The organism is Kaistia defluvii (genome assembly GCF_026343955.1).
Classification (GTDB): domain Bacteria; phylum Pseudomonadota; class Alphaproteobacteria; order Rhizobiales; family Kaistiaceae; genus Kaistia; species Kaistia defluvii.
Map to the genome: position 1 here is coordinate 47489 of NZ_JAPKNI010000010.1, position 21870 is coordinate 69358.

General features: G+C 66.3%; 24 protein-coding genes and 1 other RNA gene. 11 read left to right on the top strand and 14 right to left on the bottom strand.

Annotation, left to right across the window (positions count from 1 at the left end):
* Nucleotides 1-91: 91 nt before the first annotated feature.
* Nucleotides 92-910 (bottom strand): c-type cytochrome, encoded by an 819-nt coding sequence (locus OSH10_RS20130; RefSeq protein ID WP_266334031.1) that lies wholly within the window; start codon nt 908-910, stop codon nt 92-94.
* Nucleotides 911-1095: 185 nt separating this feature from the next.
* On the opposite strand from OSH10_RS20130, the gene OSH10_RS20135 reads away from it, so the two are divergent.
* Together OSH10_RS20135 and OSH10_RS20140 are read left to right on the top strand one after the other, a co-directional pair.
* A complete protein-coding gene (locus tag OSH10_RS20135) occupies nt 1096-1854 on the top strand; it encodes a 3-deoxy-manno-octulosonate cytidylyltransferase (RefSeq protein ID WP_266334033.1) in 759 nt (252 codons plus the stop codon).
* A 32-nt stretch (nt 1855-1886) separates the two neighbouring features.
* The gene (locus tag OSH10_RS20140; protein ID WP_266334035.1) at nt 1887-2735 is read left to right on the top strand and encodes a prephenate dehydratase; all 849 of its coding nucleotides are present in this window, start codon (nt 1887-1889) and stop codon (nt 2733-2735) included.
* A gap of 83 nt (nt 2736-2818) precedes the next feature.
* On the opposite strand, the gene nudC is transcribed toward OSH10_RS20140, so the two are convergent.
* Nucleotides 2819-3784: an NAD(+) diphosphatase gene (gene nudC / locus OSH10_RS20145; RefSeq protein WP_266334037.1), complete on the bottom strand. Its 966-nt coding sequence runs from the start codon at nt 3782-3784 to the stop codon at nt 2819-2821.
* Between the two features lie 146 nt (nt 3785-3930).
* Between nudC and ffs the strand changes: the two genes are divergently transcribed.
* The 5 genes from ffs to OSH10_RS20170 all read left to right on the top strand — a co-directional run bounded on the left by ffs (nt 3931) and on the right by OSH10_RS20170 (nt 7785).
* An RNA gene (gene ffs / locus OSH10_RS20150) (signal recognition particle sRNA small type) lies at nt 3931-4027 on the top strand.
* Between the two features lie 125 nt (nt 4028-4152).
* A complete protein-coding gene (locus OSH10_RS20155) occupies nt 4153-5982 on the top strand; it encodes a DNA polymerase III subunit gamma/tau (RefSeq protein ID WP_266334219.1) in 1830 nt (609 codons plus the stop codon).
* Nucleotides 5983-6021: 39 nt separating this feature from the next.
* Entirely contained in the window at nt 6022-6345 is a 324-nt protein-coding gene (locus OSH10_RS20160) for a YbaB/EbfC family nucleoid-associated protein (RefSeq protein WP_266334039.1), read from the top strand.
* Between the two features lie 65 nt (nt 6346-6410).
* Nucleotides 6411-7016, top strand: a complete 606-nt coding sequence (recR, locus tag OSH10_RS20165; RefSeq protein WP_266334041.1) for a recombination mediator RecR — start codon at nt 6411-6413, stop codon at nt 7014-7016.
* 154 nt (nt 7017-7170) lie between these two features.
* Nucleotides 7171-7785 (top strand): DUF924 family protein, encoded by a 615-nt coding sequence (locus tag OSH10_RS20170; RefSeq protein WP_266334043.1) that lies wholly within the window; start codon nt 7171-7173, stop codon nt 7783-7785.
* Here the strand turns inward: OSH10_RS20170 and OSH10_RS20175 are convergent.
* Nucleotides 7779-8186 (bottom strand): hypothetical protein, encoded by a 408-nt coding sequence (locus OSH10_RS20175; RefSeq protein WP_266334045.1) that lies wholly within the window; start codon nt 8184-8186, stop codon nt 7779-7781. The two genes, OSH10_RS20170 and OSH10_RS20175, sit on opposite strands and share 7 nt — an antisense overlap.
* 17 nt (nt 8187-8203) lie before the next feature.
* A complete protein-coding gene (locus OSH10_RS20180) occupies nt 8204-9376 on the bottom strand; it encodes a DNA recombination protein RmuC (protein WP_323181643.1) in 1173 nt (390 codons plus the stop codon).
* A gap of 139 nt (nt 9377-9515) precedes the next feature.
* Here OSH10_RS20180 and def point away from each other — a divergent pair, with 139 nt between their 5' ends.
* Genes def through truA form a run of 3 tightly spaced genes read left to right on the top strand, consistent with a single transcriptional unit; the run spans nt 9516 to nt 11807 of the window.
* On the top strand, nt 9516-10070 hold the full coding sequence (gene def / locus OSH10_RS20185) for a peptide deformylase (RefSeq protein WP_266334047.1): 555 nt from the start codon (nt 9516-9518) through the stop codon (nt 10068-10070).
* A 7-nt stretch (nt 10071-10077) separates the two neighbouring features.
* A complete protein-coding gene (fmt, locus tag OSH10_RS20190; protein ID WP_266334049.1) occupies nt 10078-11010 on the top strand; it encodes a methionyl-tRNA formyltransferase in 933 nt (310 codons plus the stop codon).
* 8 nt (nt 11011-11018) lie between these two features.
* Nucleotides 11019-11807 carry a tRNA pseudouridine(38-40) synthase TruA gene (truA, locus tag OSH10_RS20195; RefSeq protein ID WP_266334051.1) on the top strand — a complete coding sequence of 263 codons (789 nt, stop codon included), beginning with the start codon at nt 11019-11021 and terminating at the stop codon, nt 11805-11807.
* Here the strand turns inward: truA and OSH10_RS20200 are convergent.
* The 10 genes from OSH10_RS20200 to rpmH form a co-directional block, all read right to left on the bottom strand.
* The gene (locus OSH10_RS20200) at nt 11760-12344 is read right to left on the bottom strand and encodes a hypothetical protein (protein ID WP_266334053.1); all 585 of its coding nucleotides are present in this window, start codon (nt 12342-12344) and stop codon (nt 11760-11762) included. The genes truA and OSH10_RS20200 overlap by 48 nt on opposite strands.
* A gap of 13 nt (nt 12345-12357) precedes the next feature.
* Nucleotides 12358-13515 carry a succinyl-diaminopimelate desuccinylase gene (gene dapE, locus OSH10_RS20205; RefSeq protein ID WP_266334055.1) on the bottom strand — a complete coding sequence of 386 codons (1158 nt, stop codon included), beginning with the start codon at nt 13513-13515 and terminating at the stop codon, nt 12358-12360.
* Between the two features lie 27 nt (nt 13516-13542).
* Nucleotides 13543-14031, bottom strand: a complete 489-nt coding sequence (locus OSH10_RS20210; RefSeq protein ID WP_266334057.1) for a DUF805 domain-containing protein — start codon at nt 14029-14031, stop codon at nt 13543-13545.
* 63 nt (nt 14032-14094) lie between these two features.
* Nucleotides 14095-14946, bottom strand: coding sequence for a 2,3,4,5-tetrahydropyridine-2,6-dicarboxylate N-succinyltransferase (gene dapD, locus OSH10_RS20215; protein WP_266334059.1), 852 nt, complete (start codon nt 14944-14946; stop codon nt 14095-14097).
* Nucleotides 14947-15074: 128 nt separating this feature from the next.
* Nucleotides 15075-15776 carry a pyrimidine 5'-nucleotidase gene (locus OSH10_RS20220; protein WP_266334061.1) on the bottom strand — a complete coding sequence of 234 codons (702 nt, stop codon included), beginning with the start codon at nt 15774-15776 and terminating at the stop codon, nt 15075-15077.
* Nucleotides 15777-15799: 23 nt separating this feature from the next.
* Nucleotides 15800-16702 carry an acetylglutamate kinase gene (gene argB / locus OSH10_RS20225; protein ID WP_266334063.1) on the bottom strand — a complete coding sequence of 301 codons (903 nt, stop codon included), beginning with the start codon at nt 16700-16702 and terminating at the stop codon, nt 15800-15802.
* 94 nt (nt 16703-16796) lie between these two features.
* Nucleotides 16797-17438: a ribosome biogenesis GTP-binding protein YihA/YsxC gene (gene yihA, locus OSH10_RS20230; RefSeq protein WP_266334065.1), complete on the bottom strand. Its 642-nt coding sequence runs from the start codon at nt 17436-17438 to the stop codon at nt 16797-16799.
* Complete coding sequence (gene yidC / locus OSH10_RS20235) at nt 17438-19267, bottom strand: membrane protein insertase YidC (RefSeq protein WP_266334067.1); 1830 nt, start codon at nt 19265-19267, stop codon at nt 17438-17440. Before yidC ends, yihA begins: the two co-directional genes overlap by 1 nt.
* Nucleotides 19264-19701: a ribonuclease P protein component gene (rnpA, locus tag OSH10_RS20240; protein ID WP_266334069.1), complete on the bottom strand. Its 438-nt coding sequence runs from the start codon at nt 19699-19701 to the stop codon at nt 19264-19266. Before rnpA ends, yidC begins: the two co-directional genes overlap by 4 nt.
* 42 nt (nt 19702-19743) lie before the next feature.
* Nucleotides 19744-19878, bottom strand: coding sequence for a 50S ribosomal protein L34 (gene rpmH, locus OSH10_RS20245; RefSeq protein WP_266334071.1), 135 nt, complete (start codon nt 19876-19878; stop codon nt 19744-19746).
* Between the two features lie 281 nt (nt 19879-20159).
* Here rpmH and OSH10_RS20250 point away from each other — a divergent pair, with 281 nt between their 5' ends.
* Nucleotides 20160-21680 carry a sensor histidine kinase gene (locus OSH10_RS20250; RefSeq protein ID WP_266334073.1) on the top strand — a complete coding sequence of 507 codons (1521 nt, stop codon included), beginning with the start codon at nt 20160-20162 and terminating at the stop codon, nt 21678-21680.
* Nucleotides 21681-21870 lie beyond the last annotated feature (190 nt).

The window sequence follows — 21870 nt, forward strand, 5'->3', positions numbered from 1 at the left end:
TCCGCGTGATCGCATGCAACCGACTTGGCAATAGAAAAAGGCCGGAGAATGATCTCCGGCCTTTCGAAATTGTCGCAGTGACGCGCGGGACTTAGGGCGTCGCGGGCTGCTCGGCGGGGGCCGGAGCCGGCTCGGTTGCCGGTACGGCGGGAGCCGGAGCTGCCGGAGCGGGCTCTGCGGCGGGAGCTGCCGGGGCAGGCTCTGCGGCGGGAGCCGGGGCCGGCTCTGCGGCCGGAGCAGCGGGCGCTGCCGGGGCAGGCTCGGCAGCCGGAGCCGCGTCGGTCGCGGGAGCCGCATCCGGCGCAGGAGCCGCCGGCGCTTCGGCTGCGGCCGGAGCGGCCTCGGCGGGAGCGGCAGCCTCGGGTGCCGGCAGCGGGACCGGCTCATGCGCCAGCGTCCGCAGATAGGCGATCAGGTTGGCGCGATCCTCGGGCTTCGGCAGGCCGGCGAAGCCCATCGCGGTACCCGGCATGTCGGCCTTGGGGTTCTTCAGGAAGTGGTAGAGGTGCTCATAGGTCCACTTCTTGCCTTCGCCATGCGCGGCCTGAAGCGGCGCGGAATACTTGAAGCCCTCGACGGAGCCGATGCCCCGGTCGACGACATTGTAGAGATCGGGGCCGACCTTGGCGCCGGCGCCTTCGACGAAATTGTGACAGGCGCCGCACTTCTTGGCGACGGCTTCGCCTGCATCGACCTTGGCGCTGGCCAGAAGAACCGCGATCGGCGGATCCTGCGCCACGACCGGGGCCGCGCCACCTTCCGTCGACTCTTCGGCGACCTCGATGACAAAACCGGGTTTCTCCGGAACGGACGGCGAATAGATCTCTCCCGCGAAGATGCTCAGCGACATCACCACGAGAAGCGTGAACAGGATCGCGCCGAGAATCTTGTTGCGTTCGAATGAATCCATCGGTCTTGGCCCCAGGCGCTTCAAATAGGCTATGGGAACCGGCAGCCCCTTGGCGCCACCTCCCCCGCATGTGGCGCGGAAACTACAAGCTTTCCAGTGTTGGGTGCAATACGTATGAACGCTTCCAGATTGAGACGTTTTGACACCTACAGGCCCGAAACCGGGCAATATTCGAGGAAAACCTGATGCCTTCCGCCTCCGAGGCCCTGGTGCTTATCCCCGCCCGCATGGCGGCGACGCGGCTTCCGGGCAAGCCTTTGGCCGATATTCACGGCGTTCCGATGATCGTCCACGTCTGGCGGCGCGCCAGCGAGGCCCGGATCGGACCCGTGGTCGTGGCAACCGACGACACGGATATCGCCGCCGCCGTGCGCCGCGCGGGCGGCGAGGCGGTGCTCACCCGCGCCGATCACGAGAACGGCTCGGCGCGCATCCATGAGGCGGCTGGCCTGGTCGATTCGGCCCGGCATTATGACGTCATCGTCAACGTCCAGGGCGACCTGCCGACGATCGAGCCGGCCTCGATCGCCGCCTGCTTCGCGCCGCTCGCTGATTCGGCCGTCGACATCGCCACCATCGCGGCGCTGATCGACCGCGAGGAGGAGCGCACCAACCCGAACGTGGTCAAGATCGTCGGCTCGCCGATCGACGCGAACCGCCTGCGGGCGCTCTATTTCACCCGCGCCACGGCGCCCTGGGGCGAAGGGCCGCTGCTGCACCATATCGGGCTCTACGCCTATCGCCGTTCCGCGCTCGACCGCTATGTCGCGCTGCCGCCCTCGGTGCTGGAAAAGCGCGAAAAGCTGGAGCAGCTGCGCGCGCTCGAGGCCGGCATGCGCATCGACGTGGCGCTCGTTGACGCCGTGCCGCTCGGTGTCGATACTCCCGCCGATCTCGAAAGGGCGCGCAGCCTGCTGGCGGCCTCCCGCGGGTCCGGTCGCTAGAACCGGCAATCTTGAACAGAAGTCTCAATCGCATGAAGAAGATCGTGTTCCAGGGCGAGCCTGGCGCCAACTCCCATATCGCCTGCGCCGACGTCTATCCCGACTATGAGGCCGTGCCGGCCCCGACCTTCGAGGATTGCTTCCAGGCGATCTCCCGCGGCGACGTCGACCTCGCCATGATCCCGATCGAGAACTCGCTCGCCGGCCGCGTCGCCGATATCCACCATCTGCTGCCGGATTCGGGCCTGCACATCATCGGCGAGTATTTCCTGCCGATTCGCTTCCAGCTGATGGCGGTGAAGGGCGCGACGCTCGAGACGATCAAGACGGTGGAAAGCCATGTCCATGCGCTCGGCCAATGCCGCCGCATCATGCGCGAACATGGCTATCGCGCCGTCGTCGCGGGCGATACGGCGGGGGCTGCCCGCATCATCTCGGAAACCGACGATCTCACCCGCGCCGCCCTGGCGCCGCGCTTCGCCGCCGAGATCTACGGCCTCGACATCCTGGCCGAGAACGTCGAGGACGCCGCCCACAACACCACGCGATTCGTCATCCTGTCGCGCGAGCCCGAGCACGCGGCCTTCGGAGCCGGTCCGGTCATCACCACCTTCGTCTTCCGTGTCCGCAACATTCCGGCCGCCCTCTACAAGGCGCTTGGCGGCTTCGCCACCAACGGCATCAACATGACGAAGCTGGAGAGCTACCAACTCGACGGCCGCTTCTCGGCCACGCGATTCTATGTCGATGTCGAGGGGCATCCGCAGGATGTCGGCCTTGCCCATGCGCTGGAGGAGCTTGCCTTCTTCTCGGCCGAGATGCGGATCCTGGGTGTCTATCCGGCCGCGACCTTCCGCGCCGAGGTCGTCCCGCCGCGCTGATGGCGGCGGCCTGACACAGGAGGGCCGCGGAGCCCCCCGGCCTGCCCGCGGAAAAGGGTGGGGCGAGGGCTTCGCCTACGCGCTCAACCCGCCTCGACCCAGGCGCGGATCAGCGTGTGGGCGATGGCCATGCGCGGCGGCGTCGAGAGGCCGTCCGGGTGGTCGCTGTCCAGCATGGCGCGGGTCTCGTCACGCGAGAACCAGCGGCAATCCTCGAGTTCTTCCGTGTCCGGCACGATGTCGGTCGAGGTCGCCTCGGCGATGCAGCCGATCATCAGCGACATCGGGAACGGCCATGGCTGGCTCGCATGATAGGCAACCCGGCCGATCTGGATGCCGGCCTCTTCCTGGATCTCGCGGCGCACGGCGTCCTCGATCGTCTCGCCCGGCTCGACGAAACCGGCGAGGCAGGAATAGGTGCCCGGTGCGAATCGCGCCTGGCGGCCCATCAGGCAACGCTCGCCATCGACGGCCAGCATGATCGCCACCGGATCGGTGCGCGGAAACTTCTGCAGTCCGCAATTCGGGCAGTCGCGGCGATAGCCGCCCTGCGCCATGGTGGAGCGGGTACCGCAGCGGCCGCAATGCCGGTTCGAGGCATGCCAGTGCAGCAGCGCGCGCGCCTGGGCGAGCGCCCCCAGCGTGGCCGGCTCGACGGTATCCATCAGGATCCCGCCGGAGTAGGCGGCGGTCGCCAGCGTCCGCAGCGGCACGGCGTGGAAGGCGTCGACGTCGAAGGAGGTGTCGTTGCCGACGATCGCAGCGATGCGGGGCGAAGAATCCTGCCATCCGAGCAGGATGGCGTCATCCATCAGCGCGCCGAGCGCCTTGGCTTCCTTCAGGCTGAACAGGCTTTCCGACGTGCCGCCGGCGCGCATCATCGCCTCGTCGCCGCGCAGAAGGAACACGCGCACATTCGGATCGGCCAGCGCGGCGACATAGGTCGATTCGTTGCGGGCCTCGCTGCGGCGGTCGAGCGTATTGCCGGAAAAGCCGACGGTCGTGCTCGGCTCGACGGGAGGCAAGCGATCAAAGAAATTGCGGGTCATGGTGCTGCTGTGGTGTGCGGAAGGGTGGCCGACATGCGTCGACTCGAAATGAATCTGGTGATTACGCCATAGACGTTTTCATCGCGATAGCCCCGATCACGCTTCGGGCTTGCCATTTCGATCGGGAACGACGATATGTCTCCGCGGGAGGTTGGTGGTGGACGAGCCACTCGCCAATCGGGTCAGGTCCGGAAGGAAGCAGCCCCAACGAGCCAAGGCACGGGTCGCGTGCCAGCCTCCTACCTTTTCCCAGCCATCGCGTCAGCCTCGATGATCAGACGGCGCGCCCCTGCGCGTGTGCTAAGGTCGAAGAGGCTTGCCCGCGAGGGCGGCGTGAAATGGAACAGCAGGGACGGCAGCGGCGACGCATGGACGGCGGCGATCTTTCCAGCACTCCGAAGGATGGCGCGAACGGCGCCTACCGCGTCCTTGCGCGCAAATACCGGCCGCGCAGTTTTGACGACCTCGTCGGCCAGGAGCCGATGGTCCGCACCCTCAAGAACGCCTTCGAGACCGGCCGCATCGCGCAGGCCTACATGCTCACGGGCGTTCGCGGCGTCGGCAAGACGACGACGGCCCGCATTCTGGCGCGCGGCCTCAATTATTCCATTCCCGGCCAGGTCGATCGGCCGACCATCGACATGCCCGAACTCGGGGTGCATTGCGCCGAGATCATGGAAGGCCGCCATGTCGACGTGCTCGAGATGGACGCCGCCTCCAACAACGGCATCGACAACATCCGCGAGATCATCGAGGCCGTGCGCTACAAGCCGGTCTCGGCCCGCTACAAGGTCTACATCCTCGACGAAGTGCACATGCTGTCCGGCGCGGCCTTCAACGGCCTGCTGAAGACGCTCGAAGAGCCGCCCGAGCATGTGAAGTTCATCTTCGCGACCACCGAGATCCGCAAGGTGCCGGTCACCGTCCTGTCGCGCTGCCAGCGCTTCGATTTGCGACGGATCGAATCGGACCGGTTGATCGGCCTGCTGCGCTCGATCACCGAGAAAGAGCATGTCGATATCGGCGACGACGCGCTGGCGATGATCGCCCGTGCCGCCGAGGGCTCGGCCCGCGATTCGCTGTCGCTGCTCGATCAGGCCATCGCGCATGGCGCCGGCGCGATCACGGCCGAGGACGTGCGCGGCATGCTCGGCCTGGCCGACCGCGCCCGCATCATCGATCTGTTCGAGGGGCTGATGGGTGGCCGCATCGCGGAAGCGCTGGCGCTGCTCAAGGAACAATACGACATCGGCGCCGATCCCGCCGTCGTGCTGCAGGATCTTGCTGCGTTCACCCATGCGGTGACCCGCTTCAAGGTGGTGCCGGACAGCGGCGAGGACGCCGCCCTACCGCAGGACGAGCGGATTCGCGGGCGCGCCTTGGCGCAGACCGTGTCGCTGCGCGTCCTGGCGCGCGCCTGGCAGATGCTCTTGAAGGGCATCGAGGAAGTCTCCAGTTCGAGCCGGCCGCTGGCCGCCGCCGACATGGTGCTGATCCGCATCGCCCACGCCGCCGATCTGCCGACGCCGGACGAGGCGCTGCGTCTGCTGAAGAGCGGCAATTTCCCGGCCGCCTCCTCGGGCGGCGGCGCGACGCCGCAGGTTTCGCATCAGCCGCCATCCGCGCCGCAGGGGGCGGGTGGTTCGGGTGGCGGGCCGATCGGCCAGATGCGCACGATCACCAATACCTCGCCGATTCCGGCCACTGCGACGATGGCTCAGCCCGCGAGCGCGCCGCAGGCCAAGGCCGAGCCGGCGATCCGCTTCCAGCGGTTCGAGGATCTCGTCGCCTATGTCGGACTGAAGCGCGATATCCCGCTCAAGCTGGCGCTGGAACAGCAGGTCAAGCCGATCCGTTTCGAGCCCGGCTTGCTCGAATTCGAGCCGACCGAGGACGCGCCGCGCACGCTGGCGCAGGATCTCGGCCGCAAGCTCTCCGACTGGACCGGCGATCGCTGGGTCGTGGCGCTCGGCAAGGGATCGACCGAGCCGACGATTGCCGAGGCGCGCGCCTTCGCCAAGGACAAGGCGCGCTCGGACGCCGCAGCCGACCCACTGGTCGCGGCGGTGCTATCGCGCTTTCCCGGCGCCAAGATCGTCGACATCCAGATCCGCGGCGCCGAGGAGCCGGAGGGCCTGCCGTCGCCGGCCGTTCCGGTCGACAATCCGGACGAAGCGCCCGATCCCGACGACGACTGATCCATCCATTTTTTGACCCTTCGAACCAGGAGAACCCGCATGCGCGACATTCTCGGCATGATGAGCAAGGCCAAGGAACTGCAGTCCAAGATGCAGGACATGCAGGCCGAAGTCGCCAACATCGAAGTCGAAGGTTCGGCCGGCGCCGGCCTCGTGACCGTGGTGATGACCGCCAAGGGTGACCTGCGCAAGCTCTCGATCGATCCGTCGCTGCTGAAGCCGGAAGAGGTCGAGATCCTGGAAGACCTGATCGCCGCCGCCCATGCCGATGCGCGTGCCAAGGCCGAGCGCACCATGGCCGAAAAGATGGAAGCCCTGACGGGCGGCCTCGGCCTGCCGGCCGGCCTGAAGCTGCCGTTCTAGTTTGATGGAGAGGGGGCGGGTGCGTTTGCGTTCGCCCTTTTCGGTCCGCGAATCCAAGTAGAAAAATGTCCCGCAGCACTGCCGGTCCCGAGATCGAACGCCTGATCCAGCTGCTGGCGCGGCTGCCTGGGCTTGGGCCGCGTTCGGCCCGGCGCGCGGCGCTGGCGCTGGTCAAGAAGAAGGACCAACTGCTGGTGCCGCTGGCCGGCGCGATGACGGTCGCGGCCGAACGGATTCTCACCTGCTCGGTCTGCGGCAACATCGATACGTCGGATCCCTGCACGATCTGCACCGATGTCACGCGCGACGAGAAGACGATCGTCGTGGTCGAGGACGTCTCGGACCTCTGGGCGCTGGAGCGCGCCGGTGCGATCCGGGCGCGCTATCACGTGCTGGGCGGCACGCTCTCGCCGCTCGATGGCGTCGGGCCGGAGGATCTCAACATCGATTCGCTGGTGCGGCGCTGCTCGACCGGAGACGTGGCCGAGGTGATCCTGGCAGTCAACGCCACCGTCGACGGCCAGACCACGGCGCATGTCATCACCGACCGCCTGACCGGCACGCCGGTCAAGGTTTCGCGGCTGGCGCATGGCGTGCCGGTGGGCGGTGAACTCGACTATCTCGACGAAGGCACGCTCGCTGCCGCCATCCGCGCCCGCACGCCCTTCTGAGGGAGTGCCTCACGCCTCGATCTGCGCCCGCAGGCCGGCAAGGCTGGCGTCATCCGGCTCTCCATGGCCTTATCCCTGCGGCAGACGGGGCCTTTCCCGCCCGCGGGGGGCGGAGGCTCGTCCATAGACTTGCGACTTACGGGGAGAAAGCAGCATGCCGACCGAACAACCCGATCCCGCCATTCTGCTGGAGGCCCACCGCTTCTGGTTCGAGGACCTGGTCGCCGGCGTCGAACCGCTCGCCGAGCGGGTCAAGGTCTGGTTCTCGCGCCGCGATGCCACCGATGACGCCATCCGCGCCCGCTTCGCCGATCATCTCGACACCGTCGCGGATGCGGACTGGGACTTCGAAACCCTGCCGCCGGCGGCCGCCATCGGTTTCGTCCTGTTCCTCGACCAGTTCCCGCGCAATCTCTTCCGCGATGACGGCCGGGCCTTTGCCTATGACGCGCGCGCCCGGGCGGCGGTGCGGCGGCTGATCGCGGGCGGAGCGGATCGCTTCGCGCCGATCGAGCGCGTCTTCCTCTATCTGCCGTTCGAGCACAGCGAGGAACGGGCCGACCAGGATCTTTCGGTCCACCTCTACGAGGCGCTTCTGGCCGAGGTGCCCGAGGCTGAGAAGGAGGACTATCGGTCGTTCGTGGACTATGCCGAGAAGCACCGCGACCTGATCCGCCGGTTCGGCCGCTTCCCGCATCGCAATGCCGATCTTGGCCGCGAGTCCACGCCGGAAGAGATCGAGTTTCTGAAGGATGGCCGCGGCTACTGAGGCCGGAAACGCCCCCATCGACATCGGACCACGGGGAGGGCGACGAAAACGAGTTGGCCGGCGAGGCCCAGCGCGCCGGCTGCCGTCGCATAGCTCGCCAGGATGCCGGCGGGCGTGCGGCCGAAGGCGAGGATGCCGAGCGCGAATTCGGCAAGGATGAGGAACAGAAGGGCCATCGCGCCCATGCCGATGTCCCGATGGTTCGTGGCGGATATGCCGAAGCGGCGCAGGGTGAGGCCGCAGACGAGCCACGCGATGCCCAGCATGATGGGCAGTTCCAGAAGGACCGCGGCGACCTCGCCCCATCGGGACGCGATGAGCAGCACGCGGAGCGTGCCCAGCACGAAGCCGGCCGCGAAGGTCACTGCGAAATAAAGGGCCGCGGCACGCAGGGTGTTCATGGCCGCTCTGCCCACGCCTATTCGCCGGCCAGCAGGTCCGGCTGGCGGTCATAGGCCGGCGAACCCTCGTCGCCGAATTCCAGCGCCTCGATTTTGGCGCCCCGTGCCGTCAGCTTGCGGGTCGAGATCAGGATGTCGTCGATGTCCTTGGAAGCCTGGTCGAAATGCGTCTTCAGCTTGAGGACGCGGTCGTTCACGCGGCCGACATCCTCCATCAGCTTCATCACCTCGCCCTGGATCAGATGCGCCTGCTCGCGCATGCCGGCATCCTTCAGCACCGACTGGACGACCTGGATCGACAGCATCAGCAGCGATGGCGAGACGATGACGATCCGGAGCCGGTGCGCGGCCTGGATCAGGTCCTCGAAGCGCTCATGCACGTCGGCGAAGATCGATTCCGACGGCACGAACATGAAGGCCGTGTCCTGCGTCTCGCCCGGGATCAGATAGCGCTCGGCGATGTCCTTCAGATGCTTGGTCACGTCGCGGCGGAATTGCGCCTCGGCGGCCCGGGTCAGTTCGGGGCCTTCGGCGGCGCGGATCGCGTTCCAGGCCTCGAGCGGGAATTTCGCGTCGACGACGAGCCCGGCTGCGCCATTCGGGAAGGCGATGACGCAATCCGGCCGGTTGCCGTTCGAGAGGGTCGCCTGGAACTGGTAGCCGCCCATCGGCAGGCCGTCCTGGACGATCGCCTCCATCCGCGCCTGGCCAAAGGCGCCGCGCGTCTGCTTGTTGGCGAGGATGTGCTGCAGCCCGACGACCTGGCTCGAAAGCTCGGTGATGTTGCGCTGCGCGGTGTCGATGACGGCGAGGCGCTCGTTCAGCCGGGTCAGGTTCTCATGGGTGCTGCGGGTCGATTCGACCATGGTCTGGCCGATGCGGTGGCCGAGCCCGTCCATGCGGTTGGACAGTCCGTGCAGCAGTTCCGATTGGCGCGACCCGAACACCTCCGCCATGGTCTGCATGCGGCCGGTCATCTCGCTCTGAATCCGCACCAGCTCGCCGATCCGACGCTCGAATTCGCCGCCCAGCATCGCCTGCTCGGCTTCTGCCGAGTCGCGCCGGCTCATCCCGCGCCACACCACGATCAGCACGAGCAGAAGCAGCAGGACGGCGGCCGCCGCGGCAACCAGCATCAGCATGGCGACGGAGATCGGCCGGTCGCCGACGAAGAAGAGGACATCCTGCATGCCCCTTCATACCAGATTCGCATGCCAAGACGAGATCAAAACAAGAACACGCCTCGCATGGCCGGGCTTGGCCTCCATCATTCCTCGTTGACCCACCCCGCCGCATCTCTTATCTGAAACGGCTCAATCTGAGGTTTTCATGGCCCTACTCGACATCATCACCCTGCCGGACGCGAAGCTGAGGCTCGTCAGCGAGCCGGTGGAGCGCATCGACGACGAACTGCTGCGCTTCATGGACGACATGCTGGAGACGATGTACGAGGCGCCGGGCATCGGCCTCGCCGCGATCCAGGTCGGCGTGCCGCGCCGGATCGTCACCATCGACGTGTCGGGCCGCGAAGAGGGCAGCAAGCCCGAGCCGCTGTTCCTGATCAATCCCGAGATCCTGACGTCCTCCGACGAACGTTCGGTCTATGAAGAGGGCTGCCTCTCGATCCCGGATTATTATGCCGAGGTCGAGCGCCCCGCTTCCGTGCGCCTGCGTTATCTCGATCGCGCCGGCAAGCTGCAGGAAATCGAGGCCGACGACATTCTGGCCACCTGCGTGCAGCACGAAGTCGACCATCTCGATGGCAAGCTGTTCATCGACTACCTGTCCCGGCTGAAGCGCGACATGGTGATCAAGAAGTTCGTCAAGGCCGCCAAGACGGGCGTCCGGCCGGAATTCAAGTCGCATACCCCCGACGAGATGTGAGGCGGATATGAGCCTCCGCGTCGTTTTCATGGGCACGCCCGAATTCTCCGTGCCCACGCTTGTCGAGATCATCGGCCAAGGGCATGAGGTCGTCGCCGTCTACTCGCAGCCGCCGCGTCCCGCCGGACGCGGCATGGCCGAGCGCAAGTCGCCCGTGCACGAGACGGCGGAGCGCTTCGGCATTCCCGTCTTCACGCCGAAATCGCTGAAGAGCGCCGACGAGCAGGAGGCCTTCGCCTCGCTTGAGGCGGACGTCGCCGTGGTCGTCGCCTATGGGCTGATCCTGCCGCAGGCGATCCTGGACGCGCCGCGCGAAGGCTGCCTCAACCTGCATGCCTCGTTGCTGCCGCGCTGGCGCGGCGCCGCCCCTATCCATCGCGCCATCATGGCCGGCGATGCCGAGACCGGCGTCATGGTCATGCGCATGGAGGCGGGCCTCGATACCGGCCCCGTGGCCATGGCGGAAAAGATCGCGATCGCGCCCGATATCACCACCGGCGACCTGCATGACAAGCTGGCGCGGCTTGGCGCCGATCTGATGGTGCGCGCACTCGCCGCCGCCTCGCGCGGCGGGCTCGATGCCGTGCCGCAGGCGGAGGAGGGCGCCACCTACGCCGCCAAGATTGACAAGGCCGAGACGCGGATCGATTGGCAGAAGCCCGCCGCCGACGTGCACAACCATATTCGCGGCCTGTCGCCTTTCCCGGGCGCCTGGTGCGAAATGACGTTTGGCGACAAGGTCGAGCGGGTGAAGGTGCTGCGCTCGACGCGGGCTGCCGGCTCCGGCGCGCCGGGCACGGTGCTGGACGACCAACTGACCATCGCCTGCGCCGACGGCGCCGTCCGGCTTGTCGAGGTGCAGCGCGCCGGAGGCAAGCCGCTCCGCGCCGTGGACTTCCTGCGCGGAGCATCGGTCGAAGCCGGTGCTCTCGTCGGCTAGGCCGGCCGATGCCACGCTACAGGATCCTGATCGAATATGACGGCACGCCCTATGCGGGCTGGCAGCGGCAGAAGAATGCGCCCTCCGTGCAGCAGTCGCTGGAAGCCGCCATCAAGCGCTTCACCGGCGAGGACGTGCTGACCTTCGGTGCCGGCCGCACGGACTCGGGCGTCCATGCGACCGGGCAGGTCGGGCATTTCGATCTCTCGGGAACCTGGTCGGGCCTGCGCATCCGCGACGCCATGAACGCGCAATTGCGCCCCGAGCCGATCGCCATCCTCCAGGCCGAGCCGGTCGACGACAGCTTCGACGCGCGCTATTCGGCGGTGAAGCGGCATTACATCTATCGCGTCATCGACCGCCGCGCCCCGGCCGCGCTCGACATCAATCGCGTCTGGGATGTGCGCAAGCATCTCGATATCGAGGCGATGCAGCAGGCGGCCAATTCGCTGCTCGGCTGGCACGACTTCACCACCTTCCGCTCTGCCGACTGCCAGGCGCTGAGCCCGATGAAGACGCTGGAGCGGCTGGACATAAGCCGCGACGGCGACCAGGTTCTGTTCGAGGTCTCGGCGCGATCGTTCCTGCATAACCAGGTGCGGTCCATGGTAGGCACGCTGAAGAAGGTCGGCGAGGGCAATTGGCCGGTCGCCCGCGTGGCCGAGGTTTTGGAAGCGCGCGATCGCAAGGCCTGCGGCCCGGTGGCGCCGCCTGGCGGGCTCTATCTCGTTCGCGTCGACTATGCCGCCTCAGGCGCCGAACAGCCGGCTGAAGATGCCGCTGAGGATGAGGCTTAGCGCGAGGTCGGCCGCGACCAGCCCGACCCGGAAGCCGACCGACTTGCCGAGCGTCGCGCCGACGATCTGGTAGTGGTAGCGCAGCATGACGCCGACGATCGCCAGCGAGACGACGGCGGCGAATTCGATCGGCACCACGCCAAGACCGGCCAGCAGCGCGATGGCCGCCTGCGGCGCGGCCATGATCACCGAGGCCCAGTTGCGCACCACGATATAGGAGGCGTAGCTGCGCGCGATGCCGAGCCGCCTGGCGAAGATCGCCAGCAGGATGGGCATGGCGATCCAGTCGAGCACCAGGTCGAGCCCGCGCGAGACGAGGAAGATCGCGTCCGTCGGACCGGCAATGGTGACGTCTTCCGGCCGCAGCCGATGCTCGACGGCGACGCTGATGGCGAAGAACGGCAGCATGTAGAGAACGGCACCGAACGAGCGCCAGAAGCCGTCGACGCTGAAGTCGAAACGCGTCAGCCCCTCGCGCCGGCCGAGAAACAGCTCGAACGCGCCCGTCAGCGCGCTGGATGCGGAGGGGGTGATCATAGGGCCGCCGCCGTCACGCAAAATACTGGTCGAGGAAGCCGCGATAGATTGCCGTCAGGGTCTGGAGATCGGCGACGGATACCCGTTCGTCGATCTGGTGCATGGTTTGCCCGACAAGGCCGAACTCGACCACCGGGCAATAGTCCTTGATGAAGCGCGCATCCGAGGTTCCGCCGCTGGTCGAGAGCGCCGGCCGGCGGCCGGTCGAAGCCTCGACCGCGTCCGAGAGCGTGCCGATGAGCTTGTCCGAATGGGTCAGGAACGACGCACTCCAGGTCGGCACTAGCTCAAGTTCGAAGTCGATCTCGTTGCCGGCCGCTTCCTGCAGCCGGCTCATCAGCCAGGCCTCCAGCGTGTCGCGATTCCACTCGTCGTTGAAGCGGATGTTGAAGCGGGCGCTGGCCTCGGCCGGGATGACGTTCCAGGCTTTGTTGTCGACCTCGAGACCGATGAATTCGAGGTTCGAGGCGTCGAAGCGCTCATTGCCATGATCGAGCGCCTCCGCCGTCAGCCGGCGGATCAGCTTCATCAGCTGCGGGATCGGGTTCACGGCCAGATGCGGATAGGCGACATGACCCTGCCGTCCCTGCACGGTGATCGTGCCGGAGAGGCTGCCGCGCCGGCCGACTTTTATCGCGTCGCCCAACCGCTCGGGGTTGGTCGGCTCGCCGACGATCGCGGCGTCGAAGTGGTGGCCCTTCTTCGCCGCCCAGTCGAGCAGCTTGACCGTGCCGTTGATCGAGGGGCCTTCCTCGTCGCCGGTAATCAGCAGCGAGATCATGCCCTGCTGCAACCCGCCCTCGGCCAGGAAATCGAGCGCTGCCGCCGCGAAGGCGGCGATGCCGCCCTTCATGTCGACCGCGCCCCGGCCATAGAGCATGCCGTCGGCGATGTCACCGGAGAAGGGCCCATGCAGCCAATGCGCCTCGTCGCCCGGCGGTACCACGTCGGTATGGCCCGCAAAGACGAAATGCGGCGCGCCGCTGCCGATGCTGGCGAACAGGTTTTCCACGTCCGGCGTGCCGGCCTCGGAAAACACCGGTCGCTCGACCGTGAAACCGGCTTCGGTCAGGACGCCATCCAGATAGGAGAGCGCCCCGCCTTCGGCTGGCGTTACCGATGGGCAGCGGATGAGGTCTTGCAACAGGAGGATGGGATCATGGCGGTGCATGCCATCTCGTTGCCACGCGTTCTCGCGTCAGGCAAGCCCGGGCTCGGCGGAAACTGGTGTGGAAGACGTTGGGGCGAGTGGATCCGGGCCGAAGCGGTTCTCACCACGCGTGCCGCGCAAATGGACAAGCTCAATCCATGACCAGAGGAGCACCACGATGGAGATTGTGGCTACGATTGTGGCGATCGTGGCCAACGGGCCGCCCATCTGCGCGACTTCGATCGCAGGGTATAGGATCAGAGATGGGACAACTTGAATTGCCAGTATCCACCAGCCAGACTTATTTCTGTCGTGCAGTCGTTTGACGCCGAGAGCAGCCCATATAAACGCAGCGAACATTGCGTTTATCATGCTTATCGTCAGCCAAAACAAAATATCGTCGGTCTCAACGGAAAATATCTTGTGTAGAGCTAGCTCTAGACCTGCCAATAATACATTGACCAGAATTATGGAAATCAGGAACTTTGTTCGTGCAATCCGCCCCTGAAATGAAAACAGTAACTGCCACAAACTCATAGTACGCCCCCACCCCGATAGGCGTTGAACCTATCAGGGCGGGAGTGTTTGGCAATCTGCAATCTAGTCGCGAAGCAGTTCGTTGACGCTGGTCTTGGAGCGGGTCTTGGCGTCGACCTTCTTGACGATCACGGCGCAGTAGAGCGACGGGCCGGGCTGGCCGTTCGGCAGGTTCTTGCCCGGCAGCGAGCCGGAGACGACAACGGAATAGGGCGGCACGCGGCCGATATGGATCTCGCCGGTCTCGCGGTCGACGATCTTGGTCGAGGCGCTGATGAACACGCCCATCGAGATGACGGAGCCCTCGCCGACGATCACGCCCTCGACGACTTCCGAGCGGGCGCCGATGAAGCAATTGTCCTCGATGATGGTCGGGCTCGCCTGCAGCGGCTCAAGCACGCCGCCAATGCCGACGCCGCCGGAGAGATGCACGTTCTTGCCGATCTGGGCGCAGGAGCCGACGGTCGCCCAGGTGTCGACCATGGTGCCGGTATCGACATACGCGCCGAGATTGACGAAGGACGGCATCAGCACGACGCTCGGCGCGATATAGGCGGAGCGACGCACGACGGCGCCCGGCACGGCGCGGAAGCCGGCCTTGGTGAATTCATCCGCGCCCCAGCCCTCGAACTTGGTCGGCACCTTGTCCCACCAGGTCGAGCCGTTCGGCGCGCCGGGGATCGGGGCCATGTCGTTCAGGCGGAACGAGAGCAGCACGGCCTTCTTCAGCCAGTCATTGACGACCCAGTCGCCATCGATCTTTTCCGCCACGCGGACTTCGCCCCGGTCGAGCAGGCCCAGCGTCGTCTCGACGGTGGAGCGGACGGCGCCCTGCGTCGCGGAGCTGACATTCGCGCGATCCTCGAAGGCGGCTTCGACGGTGGACTTGAGGGCGGCGAGGTCTTGCGTGGTCATCGTTCTTCCTTGGAAAGCGGGCATCTCCGGCGCAGGAGAGGCCGGCATGGTTCGGGCCGGACGATATCGGGCAATCGGGGGAAGTCAACGCGCAAGGCAGGCGGGTCGTCTTTTTCGCCGACGCCGTCTCAGGCGTTCGGGGCGATTCGGGCCAGGAAGGCGGGGAGATCATCGGTCTGGTGATCGATATGCGCCGTGTTGGCGCGCGCCTCCCAGGCCTCGACGGGGGCTTCGGCGGTGCCGCGCGGAACCACCAGGACGGTCGCCATGCCGAGCGATTTAGGCACTTCGAGATTGCGCGGCAGATCCTCGAACATCGCGGCCGAGGCCGGGTCGATGCCGTTCCGGCCGAGGAAGCGGGCATAGGTGTCGGGATGCGGCTTCGGCACGAAATCGGCGCGGATGATGTCGAAGATGTCGTCGAAAGGGTCGCGGAAGCCCAGCCTGGCGAGGATGCGCTCGGCATGGTCCTGCGAGCCATTGGTCAGCACGAAGCGCCGACCGGGCAGGCGCTCTATGGTGGCGACCAGGGCCGGGTCGGCCTCAAGCTTCGAATGATCGATGTCGTGCACGAAGTCCAGGAAGGGTGCGGGATCGATGCCGTGCTCGACGATCAGGCCGCGCAGCGTCGTGCCGTGGCGCCGGCAGAAATCGGCGCGAACCGCCAGCGCCTGCTCGCGACCGCACGAAAGTTGGCGCTCGACATAGAGAAGGATCCGCTCCGACACCTGCTCGAACAGGCCCGTATGGTGCGGATACAGCGTGTCGTCGAGATCGAACACCCAGGCGCGGATGCCGGCGAACCGGGCAAGCGCCGGGTCCGTCGGCAAGGGGATCTCGGGCATGCGGCCGGTCAGCGCTTGATCAGCGTGCCGGCGCCGCGCTCGGTGAAGAGTTCGAGCAGCACGGCGTGTGGCGTCTTGCCGTCAAGGATGACGACGCCCTCGACGCCGCGATCCAGCGCCTCGATGCAGGTCTCGACCTTGGGGATCATGCCGCCGGAGATGGTGCCGTCGGCGATCATGGCGCGCGCCTCGGCGACGGTCAGTTCCTTGATCAGGTTCTTGTCGCGGTCCAGGACGCCGGGGACGTCGGTGAGGAACAGCAGGCGGCTGGCGTCGAGCGCGCCGGCGATGGCGCCGGCAAAGGTGTCGGCATTGACGTTGTAGGTCTCGCCATCCTCGCCGGCGCAGACGGGCGCCAGAACGGGTATGATTTCCGACTTCGCCAGCACTTCCAGCACTTCCGTGCGGACGCGGGTCGGTTCCCCGACGAAGCCCAGATCGATGACCTTCTCGATGTTGGAATCGGGATCGACGACCTTGCGGGTCAGGCGCTTGACCGTGACCATGTTGCCGTCCTTGCCGGTCAGGCCGATGGCGCGGCCGCCCGCTTCGGTGATCGTCTGCACGATCTCCTTGTTGATCGAGCCGGCCAGCACCATCTCGACGACCTCGACGGTCGCCTTGTCGGTGATGCGCATGCCGGCCGCCCATTCGGACTTGATGCCGAGGCGGGTGAGCATGGCGTTGATCTGCGGGCCGCCGCCATGGACGACGACCGGATTGATGCCGGCGAGCTTGAGCAGGGTGATGTCTTCGGCAAACGCCTTGCCGAGCTCTTCCGAGCCCATGGCATTGCCGCCGAACTTGACCACCACGGTCTTCTCGTCATAGCGCAGCATGTAGGGCAGCGCGGTGGCGATCAGTCGTGCGGTCAGCACCGGATCCGTGCTGTCCTCTACCCGCATATCCATCCTCAAATCTCCGCTCCGCTGCAAAAGGGCAGGGCTCTATAGCGATTATGCGATGGCGGAACAATGACGGCGACGGCTTCGCCGCCGCAGTTCCTCAGGTCGCGAGCTGGGCGATCTCGGCGCGCAGCAGATCCATGCCCTCGCCCGTCTCCGAGGAGGTGGCGATGACGACCGGGAAGGCGGCGGGGCGCTTGGCGATGGCGGCTTCCGTCGCCGCCTTGACGCGCGCGAGTTCGCCCGTCTTCAGCTTGTCCACCTTGGTCAGGACGATCTGGTAGGAGACCGCCGTCTCGTCAAGCAGGTCGAGCGTCAGCTTGTCGTTCGCCTTGAGGCCATGACGGGAATCGATCAGTACATAGACGCGGCGCAGGCTGACGCGGCCGCGCAGATAGTCGCGGATCATCCGGTTCCAGGCATCGACCAGCTTCTTCGGCGCCTCGGCATAGCCATAGCCCGGCATGTCGACGATCGACAGCCCGCTGCCGGAGGTGAAGAAGTTCAGTTCCTGCGTCCGGCCCGGCGTGTTCGAGGTCCGGGCCAGACCGATGCGGTTGGTGAGCGCGTTGATCAGCGACGACTTGCCGACATTGGAGCGCCCCGAGAAGGCGATCTCGGCCACGTCGATCGGCGGCAGGTGCCCGATCGTGGGCACGCTCATCACGAACTCCCAGGCCTTGGCGAAGAAGAGACGGCCCGTTTCGAGGCGGTCGATCTCTTCCTGATCAATCTCCGGCATCAGCTCTTGGCCTTGGTTGGCGCGGTGGTCTTGTCGCCACCGTCCTTGGGCTTCTTCTTGAAGGTCGACATGATGTTGCCGAGCAGGTTCACGTCGACGCCCTGGCGCCGCATGATGACCCACTGCTGGGCTATCGACAGCGTGTTGTTCCAGGCCCAGTAGATCACCAGGCCGGCCGGGAACGTGCCGAGCATGAAGGTGAAGATCACCGGCATCCAGTTGAAGATCACCTGCTGCGCCGGGTCGGCCGGAGCCGGGTTCAGGCGCATCTGCACCCACATCGTCAGACCCATGATCAGCGGCCAGATGCCGATCATCAGCATGTGCGGCGGCGTCCAGGGGATCAGGCCGAACAGGTTGAAGATGGTGGTCGGATCGGGCGCGGAAAGGTCCTGGATCCAGCCGAAGAACGGCGCATGGCGCATCTCGATGGTGACGAAAATCACCTTGTAGAGCGAGAAGAAGACCGGGATCTGGATCAGCACCGGCCAGCAGCCGGCGAGCGGATTGATCTTTTCCTTCTTGTAGAGCGCCATCAGCTCCTGCTGCTGCTTCACCTTGTCGTCAGCATAGCGCTCGCGCAGCGCGGCCATTTCCGGCTGCACCTTCTTCATCGCGCTCATCGACTTGTACGACTTGTTGGCGAGCGGGAAGAACACGGCCTTGACGATGACGGTGACCAGCAGGATGGCCACGCCGAAATTGCCGAATAGCCTGAAGAAATAGTCCATCAGGAAGAACAGCGGCTTGGTGAAGAAATAGAACATCCCCCAGTCGATCAGCAGGTCGAACCGGTCGATCTTGAGGTTGTTCTGATAGTCCTGGATGACCGACACCTGCTTGGCGCCGGCGAACAGCAGGCCCTCGGCCGTAGCGGTGCCGCCGGCCGGAACGGTGATCGGCTTGCTCTTGAAGTCGGTCTGGTAGAGCGGCGTGGCGCCGTCAACGAAGCTGAACGAGGCGTCGAAGGACTCCGTGTCACGCGGAACCACGGCGGCGGCCCAATACTTGTCGGTGATGCCGAGCCAGCCGGTGTTGATGCCCTGGAAGGATTCGGAACCGGCCTTGCGCAGATTCTTGTAGGTGATCTCCTGCAGGCCCTTCTCGCCGAGCACGCCGAGCGGGCCTTCATGCAGGATGTAATAGCCGGCAACGGTCGGTTCGCCCAGGCGCACGACGCGGCCATAGGGCGACATGGAGACGGGTTGGCCCGTCGCGTTGGCGACTTCGTCCCTGACGGTGAACATGAAGCGCGGGTCGATCGAGATCGTGCGCTTGAAAGTGAGGCCGGCGCCATTGTCCCAGGTCAGGACGACCGGGGTGGTATCGGTCAGCTTCGCGCCTTCGGGCGCGCTCCAGAGCGTGTCGGGGCCGGGGGCGGCGACGCCCGCCGGCGCGACCCAGCCGAATTCGGAGAAATAGCCGTTCGGCGCGCCCGAGGGCGACAGCAGGACGATGGTCGGGCTGTTCGGATTGACCGTCTCGCGGAAGCCGTCGAGATGCAAATCGTCGAAGCGGGCGCCCTTGAGGTTGATCGAGCCGGTCACCGACGGGGTGCTGATGGCAACGCGCGGGTTGGCGGCCAGCGCCTGGTCGCGGGTCATGACGGTCGCCTGGCCCGGCGTGGTCGGGGCGCCCGGCGTCGCCGCCGCGCCTTCCGTCCCGGTCGTGGCCGTCGGGCTGCCGGAGGTCGACTGCGCGGCCGGGCTCGTCTGGGCGGTATGCTGGCGCGTCTGATCGATCTTCGGGCCTGCGACGAAATACTGCCATCCGAAGACGACCGCCACCGAAAGAATGACGGCTAGGATCAGATTGCGGTTATCGGTCATCGTTCACGTCTTTCGGGTGAGGTCGCTTGGCCCGGCTGCCGGGCTTTTTCCTTGCCGCGGTCCTGGTGCCGCGGTCCGGAGGTCGGACGCTTCAGCGCGTCGAAGCCGGAGATAAGATCGGTCACGAGGGTTTCGAAGGGCAGCGACAGTGTGGCGCGGCGGCCGACCAGGACATAGTCGGTGCCGGCGACAGCGTGGTCGATGCCCGCCAGGCGGATGGCTTCGCGCAGGCGCCGCCGGATCCGGTTGCGCTCGGGCGAGTTGCCCATCTTCTTCGTGACCGTATAGCCAACACGCGCCGGGCGACTGACGTCATCCGCGCGTGGGTCGCGTTTTTGCAAGACAAAGCCGCGCCGGGAGGCGCGGGGCCCTCCGGCGACGGCAAGAAATTCGGCGCGTTTCTTGAGACGATCCATGGTCTTCATATGATCCATGGGAGGCCTTTCCGGGCGCCGGCCGGCTGTCCCTGCGCCCGATTAGGCAGAGAGCTTCTTGCGGCCCTGTGCGCGGCGAGCCGCGATGACCTTGCGGCCGCCGACGGTGGCCATACGGGAACGGAAGCCGTGGCGGCGGGCGCGAACGAGCTTGCTAGGTTGATACGTGCGCTTCATGCGTCGTCACCGCTTGGGGCGGCCCCTCGAATTCAATGTTTATCATCGGATGAGCGAGCCTTCCCGACGGTCCAGGACCCCATGCCACGGCAAAAGCCGCAGCACGACAGGAAGCGTGCTCTCGTGAGCCCGGCTTATACGGACTAGGCCCAACCAAGTCAACGCGACTCCGGTATCGCTTCGTCTGATCCCCATGACGCGTCCGTCGGGGCGGCAAAGTTTGACGTCATGCGGGCGGGCGAGTCATCATAGAGTGTCATCGGCCGAGATGGGAGTGCCGATTGAATGACGCCAAAGTGACGGATCTCAACGCAAGCCCCTTGCGGTCCGGTATTGCCGCGCAGGCCTCCTTGCCGGATGTCGTCCCCGCGCGGCCGCGCCGCCATGCCTTTGGCCTGTCGATCAAGCTGATCCTGCTGACCATTGTCTTCGTCATGGTCAGCGAAGTCGCGGCCTTCGTCCCGTCGGTGTCGAGCTACCGCGTCCGCTTCCTGGAAGAGAAGCTCGCCACCGCGCAGGCTGCCGCCGTGCTGCTGGGCTCGGCGGCGTGGGAGAATGTGCCGCGCAGCGTTCAGGACGAACTGCTGGCCTCGGTCGGGGCTACCGCCATCGTGCTGCGTACCGGCAAGGCGAGCCGACTTCTGGCCGCAGTCGAAATGCCGCCCACCGTCGATGAGGTGGCGGACCTGCGCGACGTCACGCCATGGCGCTCGGCGGAAGCTGCCTTCACGACCCTGACGGCATGGGCGCCGCGCACGCTGCGCGTCATCGGCCCCGATCGGGACGGCAAGAGCCTCGAACTCGTGATCAGCGACCGTCCGCTGCGCGCCGGGATGATCCGCTTCGCCGGCAACATCCTGCTGCTTTCGGCCGTGATTTCGATCCTGACGGCGATGCTGATCTATATCAGCCTGCAGCGTCTCCTGATCCGGCCGATGCGGCGGCTGGCGCAGGCGATGGTGCGCTATTCGGAGGATCCGGAGGACAAGTCGCGCATCATCGAGCCCAGCGGCCGGTCGGATGAGATCGGCATCGCCGAGGACAAGCTGGCCGCGATGCAGGGCCACCTGACCGAATCGCTGGCGCAGAAACGCCATCTCGCCGATCTCGGCCTGGCGGTTTCCAAGGTCAATCACGACCTGCGCAATCTGCTGGCCTCGGCGCAGCTCTTCTCCGATCGCATCGCGGCGCTGCCGGACCCGGCCGTCCAGCGCTTCGCGCCCAAGCTGATCGCCACGCTCGACCGCGCCATCGACTATTGCCAGACGACGCTCGCCTATGGCCGGGCCCGCGAACGCGAGCCGCAGCGGCGTCTCGTCGATCTCGCTCGGATCTCCCATGACGTCGCCGACGTGCTCGGGCTCGACCAGCATGCGACCATCGCATTCGAGAATCGCATCGAGCCCGGCTTCGAGGTGGATGCCGATCCCGACCAGTTGTTCCGCGTCCTGCTCAACCTGTGCCGCAACGCCGTGCAGGCGATGGACGGCGAGGCCGACCCGGCCATCGTGCGGCGCCTTTCCATCGAGGGACGGCGGGAGGGCAGCGTCGTCATCCTTCGCATCTGCGATACCGGCCCCGGCGTGGCGGCCAAGGCCCGCCAGCACCTGTTCCAGGCCTTCCAGGGCGGCGTGCGGCCGGGTGGGGCGGGACTGGGGCTGGCGATCGCGGCGGAGATCGTCCGGGCCCATGGCGGCACGATTTCCCTGGTCGACCAGAATGCGCCGGGAGCGGTGTTCGAGATAGCCTTGCCGGACCGGCCGATTGCTTTCGATCTCGCCGCCCGGGCCCGGGTTGGCTAGGTCTTTTCCGCACCGACGCTCCGATCGGCTGCAGGGCCTGGGATGCTGCGCGACCCGACGGCAAGCCCGCGCGCCTTTCGGCCCTGGAATGAATTCTCCACAGACTCATCCAACTCGACGCTTGCAATCGCGGGAACGAGGCTGTAGCAATCCCCTCGTCGACGACCTGAGGGTCGGCGCGGCGCCCGGG